This window comes from Micromonospora sp. II, assembly GCF_001709195.1.
In the GTDB taxonomy this organism is placed as follows: domain Bacteria; phylum Actinomycetota; class Actinomycetes; order Mycobacteriales; family Micromonosporaceae; genus Micromonospora; species Micromonospora chalcea.
On sequence record NZ_LYXF01000024.1, the window covers coordinates 62,377 to 78,422 of the forward strand.

Consider the following 16,046-nt stretch of genomic DNA (forward strand, 5'->3'; position numbering starts at 1 on the left):
TGCGACGACGGGTCAACACAAGGAGTGCGCGGTCCATGGCTGACGAGGCGAAGCTTCTCGACTACCTCAAGCGGGTCACCGCTGACCTGCACCAGGTGCGCCAGCGCCTGCGCGAGGTGGAGGCCGGTGAACAGGAACCGGTCGCCATCGTCTCCATGAGCTGCCGCTTCCCCGGCGGGGTGCGCTCTCCCGAGGACCTGTGGGAGGTGGTCGCGTCCGGCCGGGACGTGGTCACCGACTTCCCCGAGGACCGCGGCTGGGACCTCGGGTCGCTCTACGACAGCGACCCTGAACAGAGCGGCACGTCGTACACGCGGCAGGGCGGCTTCGTCCACGACCTGGCCGACTTCGACCCGGGCTTCTTCGCGATCTCCCCCCGCGAGGCGCTGGCGATGGACCCGCAGCAGCGCTGGCTGCTGGAGACATCGTGGGAGGCCCTGGAGCGGGCCGGCATCGACCCGCACTCGCTGCGCGGCAGCCGCACCGGCGTCTTCGCCGGCAGCACCGGCCAGGACTACGGCACCGTGCTGATGGGCGCCGCGCAGGGCCTGGAGGGGCACCTGATGACCGGCAACGCCGGCAGCGTGGTCTCCGGCCGGATCGCCTACACCTTCGGGCTGGAGGGCCCGGCGGTCACCATCGACACCGCCTGCTCGTCCTCGCTGGTCGCCCTGCACCTGGCGGGGCAGGCGCTGCGGCAGCGGGAGTGCACCCTGGCGATCGTCGCCGGGGTCACCGCCATGTGCACCCCGGCCGCCTTCGTCGAGTTCTCCCGGCAGCGCGGCCTCGCCGCCGACGGCCGCTGCAAGGCGTTCGCCGCCGCCGCCGACGGGACCGGCTGGTCCGAGGGCGTCGGCGTCCTGGTGCTGGAGCGGCTGTCGGACGCGCAGCGCAACGGCCACCCCGTCCTCGCCGTGGTGCGGGGCAGCGCCGTCAACCAGGACGGCGCCTCCAACGGCCTGAGCGCCCCGAACGGGCCGTCGCAGCAGCGGGTGATCCAGCAGGCGCTGGCCAACGCCGGCCTCGCCACCGGCGGCGTGGACGTGGTGGAGGCGCACGGCACCGGCACCCGGCTCGGCGACCCGATCGAGGCGCAGGCGCTGCTCGCCACGTACGGGCAGGACCGGGGGGACTCGGCGCCGCTGCTGCTCGGGTCGGTCAAGTCGAACATCGGTCACGCCCAGGCCGCCGCCGGTGTCGCCGGTGTGATCAAGATGGTCATGGCGATGCGGCACGGCGTCGTACCGCCCACCCTGCACGTGGACGAGCCGACGCCCGAGGTCGACTGGTCGGCCGGCGAGGTGTCGCTGGTGACCGAGGCGACGCCGTGGCCGGCGGTGAGCCGGCCGCGCCGCTCGGCCGTCTCCTCGTTCGGGGTGTCCGGCACGAACGCCCACACCATCCTGGAGCAGGCTCCGGCGCCCCAACAGTCTCCGTCGGCCGCCGCCGCGTTGCCGGTCGAGCGGCCGGTCGTGCCGGTGCCGGTGTCGGCCCGGGACGCGGCCGGCCTCGCCGCGCAGGCGGGCCGCTGGGCGGCCCGGATCGCCGCCGACGAGACCCTGCGGCCCCTGGACGTGGCCTTCTCGTCGGTCACCTCACGCTCCACCCTGGAGCACCGGGCCGTGGTCTCCGCGACCGGCCGTGAGGAGTTGCTGGCCGGGTTGCGTGCCCTGGCCGCCGGGCAGCCGTCGGGTGCGGTTGTCGTGGGCCAGGCCGGCGGCCGGGGTCCGTTGGCGGTGCTGTTCTCCGGCCAGGGTGCGCAGCGCGCCGGCATGGGCCGGGAGCTGTACGCCGAGTTCCCGGTGTTCGCTGCGGCCCTCGACGAGGCGTGCGGGCACCTGGACAGAGCCCTGCCGCGCCCGCTGCGTGAGGTGCTCTTCGCCGAGCCGGGTTCGGCTGAGGCGGAGCTGCTGGACCAGACGGTGTTCACGCAGGCCGGTCTGTTCGCGGTCGAGGTGGCGCTGTTCCGTCTCGTCGAGTCCTTCGGCGTCGCCCCCGACCTGGTCGGCGGCCACTCGATCGGTGAGGTCACGGCCGCGTACGTGGCGGGGGTGCTGTCGCTGGAGCACGCCTGCGCGTTGGTGGCGGCGCGGGGCCGGTTGATGCAGGCGCTGCCGACCGGTGGCGGGATGCTGGCGGTCGCGGCGGCCGAGGCCGATGTGGCGGCGGCGCTGGACGGGTTGGCCGGTGTAGGGATCGCGGCGGTCAACGGTCCGCAGGCTGTTGTGGTCTCCGGTGCCGTCGAGGCCCTCGACGAGGTGGAGCGGGTCTGGAAGGACCGGGCTGTGCGGACGCGTCGGCTCGCGGTCAGCCACGCGTTCCACAGTCCGTTGATGGAGCCGATGCTCGCTGATTTCCGGGCCGTTCTCGACGGGTTGGAGTTCGCCGCGCCGGTGCTGCCGGTCGTGTCGAACGTGACCGGTGCCCTGGCCGGCGATGAGATCCGCACGCCGGAGTACTGGGTGCGGCACGTGCGCAAGGCGGTGCGGTTCGCTGACGGGGTCGCCGCGCTGCGCGCCGCTGGGGCGGACACGTTCCTGGAGGTCGGCCCACGTAGCGTGCTGACCGCGATGGCGGCCGACATCCTGCCCGCCGACGACGCCGTGCTCGCCGTGCCGGCGCAGCGCGCGGACCGGCCCGAGGTGCACGGGCTGCTGGCCGGGCTGGCCGAGTTGCACGTGCACGGGGTTGCGGTCGACTGGCGGCAGTGGTTCGCCGACACCGGCGCGCGGCGCGTCGACCTGCCCACGTACGCCTTCCAGCACCAGCGCTACTGGCCCGAGGCGGGCGCCGGGTGGACCGGCGACGTCACCGCCGTCGGCCTGCGCCCCGCGCAACACCCCCTGCTCGGGGCCGCCGTCGGCGTCGCGCACGCCGAGGGATTCCTGTTCACCGGCCGGCTGGCCCGGCGTACCCACCCGTGGATCTGTGACCACGTCGTCTTCGACACCGTGCTGCTGCCCGGCACGGGCTTCGTCGAACTCGCCCTCCAGGCCGGCGCGCACGTCGGCGCGGACCACGTCCGCGAACTCACCCTTGAGTCGCCGCTGATCCTGCCGGAGACCGGGGGCGTCGACATCCAGCTCTGGATCGGCCCGGCCGACGAGACCGGCTGCCGGTCCGTGTCGCTGCACTCCGCCCAGGACGGCGAGCCGGCCGAGGGCGCGGGCGAGCGGACCTGGACCCGCAACGCCAGCGGCGTGCTGGCCAGCGGCCCCGCCGCCCCGGGCGGCCCCGCCGGTTGGTCCGACCTGACCACCTGGCCGCCGCCGGGCGCCACCGAGGTCGGCACCGACGACCTCTACCTGAACCTTTCCGCCCAGGGCTACGACTACGGTCCGTCCTTCATCGCCCTGCGCTCCGCGTGGCGGCGCGGCGACGACCTCTTCGCCGAGCTGGCGCTGCCCGAGGCCCCCGCCGCCGAGGCCGGCGGATACGGCCTGCACCCGGCCCTGCTCGACGCGGCGCTGCACACCCTCGGCCTGACCACGCCGGCCGGAGAGCCTTCAGGGGCGGGCATGCCCCCGGGGTACGGCCGGCTGCCGTTCTCCTGGAACGACGTCGCCCTGCACGGCGCCGGGGCCGCGGCGGCCCGCGTCCGGGTCTCGCACACCGGCCCCGACAGCATCTCGCTGCTGCTCACCGACGTCGCCGGTGCGCCCGTCATCTCCGTCGGCTCCCTGGTCCTGCGGCCGGTCTCCGCCGACCAGCTCCGCACCGCCTCCGGCGGCGGCACCGAGTCGCTCTTCCAGGTCGATTGGGCGCCGCTCGCGCTGCCCGCCAGCCCGTCCACTGTCGACTGGGCGGTCATCGGCGACGCCGCGGCGCTCACCGACGCGGTCGCGGCCACCGGCACGGCCGTGGCGGCGTACCCCGACCTGACGGCCCTGGCCACGGCGATGGACGACGGCACGGACGCGCCCGCCGTGCTGGTCCTGCCGTTGCTCGACCCGCCCGCGTCGGCGGACGTGCCGCGCGCCGTCGCCGAGGCGACCCACCGGGTGCTTGCCGTGCTCCAGCAGTTCCTCGCCGAGGAGCGCTACGCGGTGTCCCGGCTGGTGGTGCTGACCTCGGGCGCGGTCGCCACCGACCGGGACGCCGACCTGACCGACCTGGCCGGCACCGCCGTGATCGGCCTGCTCCGCTCCGCCCAGTCGGAGAACCCCGACCGGTTCGTGCTTGTCGACGTCGACGACGTGGCCGGCTGTGCCGCCGCGCTCGTCCCGGCCGTCGCGACCGACGAACCGCAGGTCGTGATCCGCGCGGGTGTCGCCGCCGGCGCCCGGCTCACCCGGGTTCCCGCCCCGGCCGAGCCGCCGGCCGCCCCGTTCGACTCCGACGGCACCGTCCTGATCACCGGCGCCACCGGCACCCTCGGCCAGCTGATGAGCCGGCACCTGGTCAGCACGTACGGCGTCCGGCACCTCATCCTCACCAGCCGGCGCGGCCGCGCCGCCGGGGGCGTCGCGGAGCTCTGCGCCGAGCTGGAGGCGCTCGGCGTGAGCGTCACCGTCGCCGCCTGCGACGTCGCCGACCGCGCCGCCGTGGCCGAGCTGCTGGCCGGCATCCCGGCGGAGCACCCCCTCACCGCCGTCGTCCACGCCGCCGGCGTCCGCGACGACGGCGTCATCTCCTCGCTCACCCCCGAGCGGATGGACGGCGTGCTGCGGCCCAAGGTCGACGCCGCGTGGCACCTGCACGAGCTGACCGCCGACCTCGGCCTGAAGGCGTTCGTCTCGTACTCCTCGCTGGCCGCCACCGCAGGCGGCCCGGGCCAGGGCAACTACGCCGCCGCCAACGCGTTCCTCGACGGGCTGGCCCACCACCGCAAGGCGCGCGGCCTCGCCGCGCTCACCCTCGCCTGGGGCCTCTGGGCCGACCGCAGCGGCATGACCACCGAGCTGGACGACGTCCACCTCAACCGGATCTCCCGCTCCGGCGTCGCCGCCATGGAGGCCGAGGAGGGGCTCGCGCTCTTCGACGTGGCCTGCCGCACCACCGACGCCGCGCTCGTCCCGGCCCGGCTGGACCTCGCCGCGATGAAGGTGCAGTTCGCCGGCGGGAGCATCCCGCCGCTGTACCGGGCGCTGATCCGCACGCCCGCGCGCGCCGCCGCGGCCACCACCGGCGCGTCACTGGTGCAGCAGCTCGCCGGGCTGGGCGACGCCGAGCGGGCCGCCGCGCTGGTCGAGATCGTCCGCGGGCAGGCCGCCGCCGTGCTCGGCTACCCCGACCCGGCGGCCATCGAGCCGCGCCGGGCGTTCAGCGAGTTCGGCTTCGACTCGCTGACCGCCGTCGAGATGCGCAACCGGCTCAACAACGCCTTCGGGATGCGGCTGCCGGCCACCCTCGTCTTCGACTATCCGACCCCGCACGACCTGGCGGGCTTCCTGGGTACGGAGATCGCCGGCACCCCGGTCCCCGTGCGACCCGCGACGACCACCGTGCCGGTCGGCGACGACGAGCCCCTCGCGATCATCGGCATGGCCTGCCGGCTGCCCGGCGGCGTGTGGTCGCCCGACGACCTGTGGCGGCTGGTGGTCGACGGCGTCGACGCGATCAGCGACCTGCCGACCGACCGTGGCTGGGACCTCGACAGCCTCTACAGCCCCGACCCCGACGCCCCCGGCACCTTCTACGCCCGCGGCGGCGGCTTCCTCAGCGGCGTGGACCGGTTCGACCCCGGGTTCTTCGGCATCTCGCCCCGCGAGGCCCTGGCCATGGACCCGCAGCAGCGGCTGCTGCTGGAAACCACCTGGGAGTCCTTCGAGTCCGCCGGCATCGACCCGGCCGACGTACGGGGCAGCAGCACCGGCGTCTTCGTCGGCACCAGCGGCCAGGACTACGGCTCGCTGCTCGCGTACTCGCCGGAGGCCGCCGAGGGCTACATGCTGACCGGGATGACCAGCAGCGTCATCTCCGGCCGGGTGGCGTACACGTTCGGACTGGAGGGGCCGGCGGTGTCGCTGGACACGGCCTGCTCCTCGTCGCTGGTGGCCCTGCACTGGGCCGGTCAGGCGCTGCGGCGCGGCGAGTGCGACATGGCCCTCGCCGGTGGCGTGATGGTGATGGCCACCCCGACCGCCTTCGTCGAGTTCTCCCGGCAGCGCGGCCTGGCCGCCGACGGCCGGTGCAAGTCGTTCGCCGCGTCCGCCGACGGCACCGGCTGGTCCGAGGGCGTGGGCATGCTGCTCGTGCAGCGGCTCTCCGACGCGCGCCGGCAGGGCCGCACCGTGTACGCGGTGGTGCGCGGCTCGGCGATCAACCAGGACGGCGCCTCCAACGGGCTGACCGCCCCGAACGGTCCGTCGCAGCAGCGGGTGATCCGCCAGGCGCTGGCGTCGGCCCGCCTTACCACGGCCGACGTGGACGTGGTCGAGGCGCACGGCACCGGCACCACGCTCGGTGACCCGATCGAGGCGCAGGCCCTGCTGGCCACGTACGGGCGGGAGCGGCCCGCCGACCGGCCGCTGCTGCTCGGCTCGATCAAGTCGAACATCGGCCACGCCCAGGCCGCCGCCGGGGTGGCCGGTGTGATCAAGATGGTGCAGGCCATCCGGCACGGCCTCGTCCCGGCGACGCTGCACGTGGACGAGCCGTCCCCGCACATCGACTGGACCTCCGGCGCCGTCGAGCTGGCCACGGAGTCGCGGCCGTGGCCGGCGGTGGACCGGCCGCGCCGGGCGGCGGTGTCGTCGTTCGGCATCTCCGGCACGAACGCCCACGTGATCATCGAGCAGGGTGACGAGCCGGTCGACGCCGCACGCGTGGACACCCGGCCCGGCCTCGTGGATTCCGGCGTCGTGGCATGGCCGCTGTCGGGGCGGTCGAGGGAAGCCCTGACCGGCCAGGCGGCCCGGCTGGCCCGGCACGTACGCGAGCACGGCGAGGTCGATGCGGCGGCGGTGGGCTGGTCCCTGACGACGACCCGGTCGACGTTCGACCACCGGGCGGCAGTGGTCGGGTCGAGCACGGAGGAGTTGCTGGCGGGGCTGGACGCTCTGGCGTCGGGGTCGCCGGCTGGCAACGTGGTCGCGGCGACGTCGTCGTCGCACGGTGCGGGCCCGGTGTTCGTGTTCCCGGGTCAGGGTGCGCAGTCGGCGCGGATGGCGGCCGGTCTGGTGGGTCGTACGCCGGTCTTCGACGCGCGGTTGGCGGAGTGCCAGCGGGCGTTGGCGCCGTATCTGGACGTGGACCTCGTGTCGGTGCTCACCGGTGACGACGAGTCGTGGCTGGCGCGGGTCGAGGTCGTGCAGCCGGTGCTGTGGGCCGTCGGCGTCGCCCTCGCCGCCGTGTGGCAGCACGCGGGTGTGGTTCCGGTGGCGGTGATCGGTCACTCGCAGGGTGAGATCGGCGCGGCGTGTGTGGCGGGGATTCTCTCCCTGGAGGACGCGGCGAAGGCGGTGGCGTTGCGCTCCCGGGCCCTGACCGCGCTGCGGGGCACCGGGACGATGGCGTCGGTCGACCTCCGCGCGGACGCGGTGACGGAGCGCCTGCCGGGCTTCCCCGGGGTGGGCGTCGCGGCGGTGAACGGCCCGTCGACGGTCGTGGTGTCGGGTCCGCCGCAGCCGGTCGCGGATCTGGTGGCGGCGTGTCAGGCCGACGGGGTGCGGGCGCGGTTGATCCCGGTGGACTACGCGTCGCACTCGGCGGCGGTGCAGGAGGTGGCCGAGCGGTTGCGCGCCGATCTGGCCGACGTGAGCCCGCAGCCGGGGCACACTCGGCTCGTCTCGACGTTGACGGGGGACTGGGTCGATCCGGCGTCGGTGGACGCCGGCTACTGGTACGACAACCTGCGGCAGACCGTGCAGTTTGACGCCGCCGTGCGGGTGGCGGTCGAGGCGGGTCACACGACGTTCGTGGAGATCAGCCCCCACCCGGTGCTGACGATGCCGGTGACGGCGATCCTGGACGACGCCGGCGTCACCGGGCACACCCTGGGCAGCCTGCGCCGCGGTGACGACGACCCGACGCGGCTGCTGACCAACCTCGCCACCGCCCACGCGATCGGCCTGCCCGTCGACCTGACGGCCGTCCTCGCCGGGACCGACCCTGTCGCCCTGCCCACGTACGCCTTCGACCACCAGCGGTACTGGGTCGAGCCGCCGGCGCACCGGGCGCAGGACGTCAGCTCCGCCGGTCTCCAGGACGCCGGGCACCCGCTGCTCAGCGCCACGCTGACGTTCCCCGACAGCGAGCGGATGGTCTTCACCGGGCGGCTGTCGGTGCGTACCCACCCGTGGCTCGGCGAGCACCGGGTGATGGACAACATCCTGCTGCCCGGCACCGCCTTCGTGGAACTCGCCACATACGCCGGTGCGCAGGCCGGCTGCCCGACGGTGGAGGAGCTGACGCTGCTCGCCCCGCTCGTCCTGCCCGAACTCGGCGCGCTCCAGGTGCAGCTGACGGTCGGCGACCGCGACGACGACGGGCGGCGCACCGTCCAGCTCCACTCCCGGCCCTACCGGGACGGCTCCGACGAGATCCTCGCCGACGTCGCCTGGACCTGCCACGCCACCGGCCTGCTCGGCCCGCAGCCGGCCGACGCCGCGCCCGCCTTCGACCTGGGGGTGTGGCCGCCGCCCGGCGCGACGCGCGTCGAGTCCGACGACTTCTACTCCGGCATCGAGGCGACCGTCTTCGGGTACGGGCCGGCGTTCCGGGGTCTGCGTGCCGCGTGGATCCGCGACGACGAGGTCTTCGCCGAGGTCGAGCTGCCCGCCGGCCACCACGCCGAGGCCGGCCGCTTCGGCGTGCACCCGGCGCTGCTCGACGGCGCGCTGCAGGCCATGTCGATCGGCGGCTTCCTCGGCCGGATGGGCGACGGCGCCGACGTCGGCGTGCCCCGTCTGCCGTTCGCCTGGACCGGGGTCTCCCTGCTCGCCGCCGGGGCCACCGCCCTGCGCGTGCGCGTCGCCGCGGCCGGCGAGGTCGGCGTCTCGTTCCAGGTGGCCGACGCCACCGGCGCCCCGGTGCTGCACGTCGACTCGCTGATCATGCGCCGTGTCTCCGGGGACTCCCTCGGCGCGGCCCGCTCCGGCCGGCACGAGTCGCTGTTCCAGGTGGACTGGCCCGTGCTGCCGGTGCCCACCGGCCCCGTGCCGGCGGCCATCCGCTGGGTGGCGCTCGGCGACGACCTGGTGCTCAGCGCGGCCTGCGAGGCGGCCGGTGCCCGGGTGCGTACCGACGTCGGGCTCGACACCCTCGGCGACCTGCTCGCCGGGGGTGAGCCGGCGCCCGAGCTGGTGATCGTCCCGGTCGGCGACGCCGGGAACCCGTCGGACCCGGAGCTCGCCGCGCAGGCGCGCGCCGCCACGCACCGTACGCTCGCCGCGTTGCGGACCTGGCTCGCCGACGACCGGTTCGCCGACTCGCGGCTGGTGCTCGTCACCCGGGACGCGGTCGCGGCGGGGGAGCAGGAGCAGGTGAACCTGCGCCAGGCCCCGGTCTGGGGCCTGCTGCGTGCCGCCCAGCTCGAACACCCGGGCCGGTGCCAGCTCGTCGACCTCGACGACGCCCCGGACAGCGCCGCCGCGCTGGCCGCCGCCATCGCCTCCGGCGAGCCGCAGCTCGCCGTGCGCGACGGGCAGGTCCGCACCCCACGGCTCGGCCGGGTTCCGGCCGGTGTCGAGCCGCTGCCCGGCGGGATCGACCCGGCCGGCACCGTGCTGATCACCGGCGGCACGGGCGTGCTGGGCCGCATCCTGGCCCGCCACCTCGCCACCAGCCACGGCGTACGGCACCTGCTGCTGGCCGGGCGGCGCGGCGCGGCGGCCGAGGGGATCGGCGACCTGGTCGACGAACTCGCCGGCTCCGGTACGGAGGTGACCGTCGCGGCCTGCGACGCCGCCGACCCCGAGGCCCTGTCGGCGCTGCTGGCCGGGGTGCCGGCAGCGCACCCGCTCACCGCCGTGGTGCACGCCGCCGGCGTCCTCGACGACGGCGTGCTGGAGTCGATGACCCCCGAACGGGTGGACGCGGTCGCCGTGCCGAAGATCGACGCCGCCTGGCACCTGCACCGCCTCACGGCCGACGCGAACCTTGCGGCCTTCGTCCTGTTCTCGTCGGCGGCGGCCACGCTGGGCAGCGCCGGCCAGTCCAACTACGCGGCGTCGAACGCCTTCCTCGACGCCCTCGCGGCGCACCGCCGGGCACGCGGGCTCGCCGGCATCTCGCTCGCCTGGGGCCTGTGGGCGCAGGCCAGCGGCATGACGGGCCACCTCGGCGGCGACGACGTGCGGCGGATGGCCGAGCAGGGCGCCACCGGCCTGGCCACCGAGCAGGCGCTGGATCTCTTCGACGCCGCGTGGCGGCTCGACGCGGCAACCGTCCTGCCGATGCGCCTGGACGTCGGGACGCTGCGCGGGCAGGCGGAGACCGGCACCCTCGCGCCCATGCTCCGGGCCCTGGTCCGGGTGCCGCTGCGACGCTCCATGGACGCCACCGGTGCCCGCTCCGGCGGGGTGCAGCTCGGCCGGCGGCTCGCCGGACTGGCCGCCCCGGAGCGGCTCAAGGTGGTGCTCGACGTGGTACGCGCGAACATCGCCGCCGTCCTCGGCCACGCCGGCTCGGACGCGGTCGACCCGAACCGGCTCTTCACCGACCTGGGCTTCGACTCGCTCACCGCCGTCGACCTGCGCAACCGGCTCAACAGCCTGTCCGGCCTGCGGCTGCCGGCGACGCTCGTGTTCGACTACCCGACGCCGACGGCGCTCGCCGAGAAGCTGACGAGCGAGATCGCCGCCGACGCGGCGCCCTCCACCCAGCCGCTCTTCCAGGGCATCGACACGGTGGAGAGCCTGCTCACCGCCATCCCGCTCGACCCGGCGGCCCGCGCCCGGTTCACCGCCCGGATGCAGGACCTGCTCGCCAAGGCGTCCGACCTGGCGGCCGGGCCCGCCGTCGAACCGGACCGGCCAGACCTCGAATCGGCCAGCGACGACGAGATCTTCGACTTCATCAGCAAAGAGTTTGGAATCTCCTGAGATGACCAACCTTCGGACCGAGGCAGGGGCCACCCGATGAGCGACGACAAGCTGCGGTACTTCCTGAAGCGGGTGACAGCCGACCTGCACGACACCAAGCGCAAGCTGCAGACCGTCGAGGCCCGCGACCAGGAGCCGCTGGCCATCGTCTCGATGAGCTGCCGCTTCCCGGGTGGCGTGCGGTCGCCGGAGGACCTGTGGGAGCTTGTCGCCGACGGCCGGGACGCGCTCACCGAGTTCCCGGACGACCGGGGCTGGGACCTGGAGGCGCTCTACGACCCCGACCCGAACAAGCCGGGCAAGAGCTACACCCGCATCGGCGGGTTCCTCGACGGCGCCGGTGACTTCGACCCGTCCCTGTTCGGGATCTCGCCGCGTGAGGCCCTCGCCATGGACCCGCAGCAGCGGCTGCTGCTGGAGACGTCCTGGGAGGCCGTCGAGCGGGCCGGCATCGACCCGCTGTCGCTGCGCGGCAGCTCCACCGGTGTCTTCGTCGGGCTGAGCACCTCGAACTACGGCATGGGTCTGCCGAACGTGCCCGAGGGCGTCGACATGTACATCGGCACCGGCAACACCACGAGCGTGGCGTCCGGCCGGATCTCGTTCACCCTCGGCCTCAACGGCCCGGCCGTCACCGTGGACACCGCCTGCTCCTCCTCGCTGGTGGCCCTGCACCTCGCCGTGAACGCCCTGCGCCGCGGCGAGTGCGACCTGGCCATCGCCGGTGGCGTCACCGTCATGGTCACCCCCGGCGTGTTCGTCGTCTTCTCCCGGCAGCGCGGCATGTCCGTCGACGGCCGGTGCCGGGCCTTCGCGGCCGGCGCGGACGGCACCGGCTGGGGCGAGGGCGGCGGCGTGCTCGTCGTGGAGCGGCTGGCCGACGCCGAACGCAACGGCCACCCGGTCCTCGCCGTGATCCGGGGCAGCGCCCTCAACCAGGACGGCGCCTCCAACGGGCTCACCGCCCCCAACGGCCCCTCTCAGCAGCGGGTCATCCGCCAGGCCCTCGCCAACGCCCGGCTCGGCTCCGCCGACGTCGACATGGTCGAGGCGCACGGCACCGGCACCACCCTCGGCGACCCGATCGAGGCGCAGGCGCTCATCGCCACGTACGGGCAGGACCGCCCGGCCGACCGTCCGCTGTGGCTGGGCTCGGTGAAGTCGAACATCGGCCACACCCAGAGCGCCGCCGGCGTCGCCGGGCTGGTCAAGATGGTGATGGCGCTGCGTAACGGCGTCATGCCGGAGACCCTGCACATCGACGAGCCGTCCCCGCACGTGGACTGGACGGCCGGGGCGGTCTCCCTGCTCACCGAGTCCAAGCCGTGGCCGGAACTGGACCGCCCCCGCCGCGGCGGCGTCTCCTCCTTCGGGGTCAGCGGCACCAACGCCCACGTCATCCTGGAGGAGTACCGCCCGCGCGTCGCCGAGGCGGCGACCGCCGACGGCGGGCAGGCGGACGGGACCGGCGCCGTCGAGCCCGCGCGCCGGCCGGGCCTGGTCGCCTCGGACGTGACCCTCTGGCCCGTGTCGGCCCGGTCGAGGACCGCCCTGGGCGGGCAGGCGGCCCGGCTCGCGGACTTCCTGCGCAGGCGCGGCGAGATCGATCCGGCGGCGGTCGGCTGGTCGCTGGCCACCACCCGCTCGACGTTCGACCACCGTGCCGCCGTCGTCGGGTCGACCGCCGACGAGCTGCTGGCCGGGCTGGACGCCCTCGCCGCCGGCCAGCCGGCGGGGAACCTCGTCACCGGTACGGTCACCAGCGCCGGCGCAGGTCCCGTCTTCGTGTTCCCGGGTCAGGGGGCGCAGTCGGCGCGGATGGCGGCCGGGCTCGTCGGTCGTACGCCGGTGTTCGACGCGAAGCTGGCCGAGTGCCAGCGGGCCCTGGCGCCGTACCTCGACGTGGACCTCGTCGCGGTGTTGACCGGTGACGACGAGTCGTGGCTGGAGCGGGTCGAGGTCGTGCAGCCGGTGCTGTGGGCCGTCGGCATCGCCCTGGCGGCCGTGTGGCGCGCGGCGGGCGTCGTCCCGGACGCGGTGATCGGTCACTCCCAGGGCGAGATCGGCGCGGCCTGTGTCGCCGGGATCCTGAGCCTGGAGGACGCCGCGAAGGCAGTGGCGTTGCGGTCGCGGGCGCTGACGGTGCTGCGGGGGACCGGGACGATGGCGTCGATCGACCTGTCCGCCGACGCGGTCACCGAGCGCCTGGGGGAGTTCCCGGGCGTCGGAGTCGCGGCTGTCAACGGGCCGTCCACCGTCGTGGTGTCCGGCCCGCCGCAGCCCGTGGCCGACCTCGTGCAGGCGTGCCAGGCGCAGGGCGTCCGCGCCCGGCTGATCCCCGTGGACTACGCGTCGCACTCCGAGGCCGTGCGGCAGGTGGCCGAGCAGCTCCGCGCGGACCTGGCCGGCGTCACCCCGCGGGCCGGCCACACCCGGCTGGTCTCCACCCTCACGGGCGAGTGGGCCGACCCGCTCACCATGGGCGCGGAGCACTGGTACGACAACCTGCGGCAGACCGTGCAGTTCGACGCCGCGGTCCGTACGGCGGTCGCCGCCGGGCACACCACGTTCGTCGAGATCAGCCCGCATCCGGTGCTGACGATGCCGGTCACCGCGATCCTCGACGACACCGGCGTGAGCGGGCACACCCTGGGCAGCCTGCGCCGGGGCGACGACGACGCGACCCGGCTGCTGACCAACCTCGCCACCGCGTACGCCGTCGGCCTGCCCGTCGACCTGGCGGACGTCCTCGCCGAGACCGAGGTCGCGCCGCTGCCCACGTACGCCTTCGACCACCAGCGGTTCTGGCTCGACGGCAGCGGCGGGCCCGACCTGGAGACCCTGCTGTCGGGCATGAGCGGCGACCCGGGCGACGCGGGCTTCTGGGCCGCCGTCGAGAGCGGGGACGTCACGGCGCTCGCCGAGACCATCGCCACCGAGGAGACCCCGGCACACGAGGTTCTCGACGCGCTGCTGCCGGCCCTGCCGATGCTCACCTCCTGGCGCCGGCAGCGGCGCCGGCAGGCCGACATCGACAGTTGGCGCTACCAGGACACCTGGAAGCCCCTGACCGGCGTCGCCAACCGGGGCATGGACGGCACCTGGGTCGTGGTCATGCCGACCGGCGACATCATCGAGCCCTGGCAGGACGCCTGCGTCGAGGCGATCGCGGCGGCCGGCGCGACGCTCGTGCCGGTGGCCGTCTCCACGCCCGACGTCGACCGCGACCAGTTCGGCAAGCTGCTGCAGGAGGCGCTCGCCGCCGGACCGGGCGGCGACGCCACCGCCGACGTCGCCGGCGTGGTCTCGCTGCTCGCCTTCGACGAGCTGGCCCACCCGCTGTACCCCTCCGTGCCCGGCGGCTTCGCCGCCACCGTCGCGCTCTTCCAGGCCCTCGGCGACATCGGCCTGCGCGCGCCGATGTGGAGCGTCACCTCCGGCGCCGCGTCGGTAGGCATGGCCGACCTGCTGCGCGCCCCGGCGCAGTCGCTGGTCTGGGGCTTCGGCCGGGTCGCCGCGCTGGAGCACCCGCAGCGCTGGGGCGGCCTCGTGGACCTGCCCGAGGCCGTGGAGGACCGCTGTGCCGACCTGCTGGTCGCGGCCCTCACCACCGCCGGGGACGAGGACCAGATCGCGGTACGCCCGAGCGGCCTGCTCGCCCGCCGGCTCACCCGCGTCCCGCTCGGCGACAGTCAGCCCGCCAACCCGTGGCAGCCGTACGGCACGGCGCTCGTCACCGGTGGCACCGGCGCGCTCGGTGGGCACGCCGCCCGCTGGCTGGCCCGCAGCGGTGTGGAGAACATCGTCGTCGTCAGCCGGCGGGGCATGGCCGCGCCCGGCGCGCAGCAGCTCGTCGACGACCTCACCGCGCTGGGCGCCCAGGCCACAGTGGTCGAGTGYGACGCCTCCGACCGCGACGCCCTGGCCGAGCTGATCGAGGCGATCCCCGCCGAGTACCCGCTCACCGCGGTCGTGCACGCCTCCGCGGTCCTCGACGACGCCATGATCAACGACATCCGGCCCGAGCAGATCGAACGGGTGCTGCGGGCCAAGGTCGACGTCGCGTACAACCTGCACGAGCTGACCCTCGACCACGAGCTGTCCGCGTTCGTCATGTTCTCGTCCTTCGCCGGCAGCGTGGCCAGCTCCGGCGTCGGCAACTACGCCCCGAGCAACGCGTTCCTCGACGCGCTCGCCCAGCACCGCCGGGGCCTCGGCCTCACCGCCACCTCCGTCGCCTGGGGGGCGTGGGCCGGCGGCGGCATGGCCGACGGGCCGCTCGGCGAGCTGCTGCACCGCCACGGCGTACCCGAGATGACCCCGGAGGCGGCGATCACCGCGCTGCACCAGGCCGTGGACCACGGCGAGGCGTTCCTCACCATCGCCGACATCGCCTGGGAACGGTTCTCCGTCGCGTTCACCGCCACCCGGCCCGGTCCGCTGATCAGCGACCTGCCGGACGTGCGGCGGCTCGCCGCCGCCGAGGCGATGGACAGCGTGGAGGCCGGCGACGGCCCGGAGTCGTTGCGGGAGCGGCTCGCCGGGCTGCCCGCCGCCGAGCGGTTCGCCGTGCTGCTCGGCCTGGTCCGTGGCCAGGTCGCCGCCGTGCTCAACTACCCGTCCGCCGACTCCGTGGACGAGCATCGGGCGTTCCGGGAGCTGGGCTTCGACTCCGTCACCGCCGTCGAGCTGCGTAACCGGCTCGGCGCGGCCACCGCCGTGGCCCTCCCGGTCACCCTGGTCTTCGACTACCCGACCCCGACGACCCTGGCGGAGTACCTCTACGCCGAGGTCGCCCACGACGACGTGGTCACCCCGAACGCGCTCCTCGACGATCTGGACCGGATCGCCGAGGGCCTCGACGTGGTCGCCCGGGACGAGGCGGCCCGGGTGCGGGCCACCGTACGCCTGCAGGCGATGCTCTCCCGGCTCGGCCAGGACAGCGGTGGCGCCGACATCGGCCGGCACCTCGACGACGCCACCGACGACGAACTGTTCGCGATGGTGGACAAGGACCTCGGCATCTCCTGACCCAGCTCCAGCTCTCTCCCGTCTCTTTCG

The 16,046-nt window shown here is 74.9% G+C and carries 2 protein-coding genes; both read left to right on the top strand.

The annotated features are described in order from the left end of the window. Positions 1 to 35 precede the first annotated feature (35 nt). A complete protein-coding gene (locus A8711_RS12385) occupies positions 36 to 10,985 on the top strand; it encodes a type I polyketide synthase (RefSeq protein ID WP_069088282.1) in 10,950 nt (3,649 codons plus the stop codon). A 36-nt stretch (positions 10,986 to 11,021) separates the two neighbouring features. After that, positions 11,022 to 16,016 carry a type I polyketide synthase gene (locus A8711_RS12390; protein WP_069088283.1) on the top strand — a complete coding sequence of 1,665 codons (4,995 nt, stop codon included), beginning with the start codon at positions 11,022 to 11,024 and terminating at the stop codon, positions 16,014 to 16,016. Positions 16,017 to 16,046: the final 30 nt, after the last annotated feature.

What these genes read in the sequence shown, in the direction of transcription:
- A8711_RS12385 (WP_069088282.1), top strand. Translation starts at nt 36, where the DNA reads ATGGCTGACGAGGCGAAGCTTCTCGACTACCTCAAGCGGGTCACCGCT.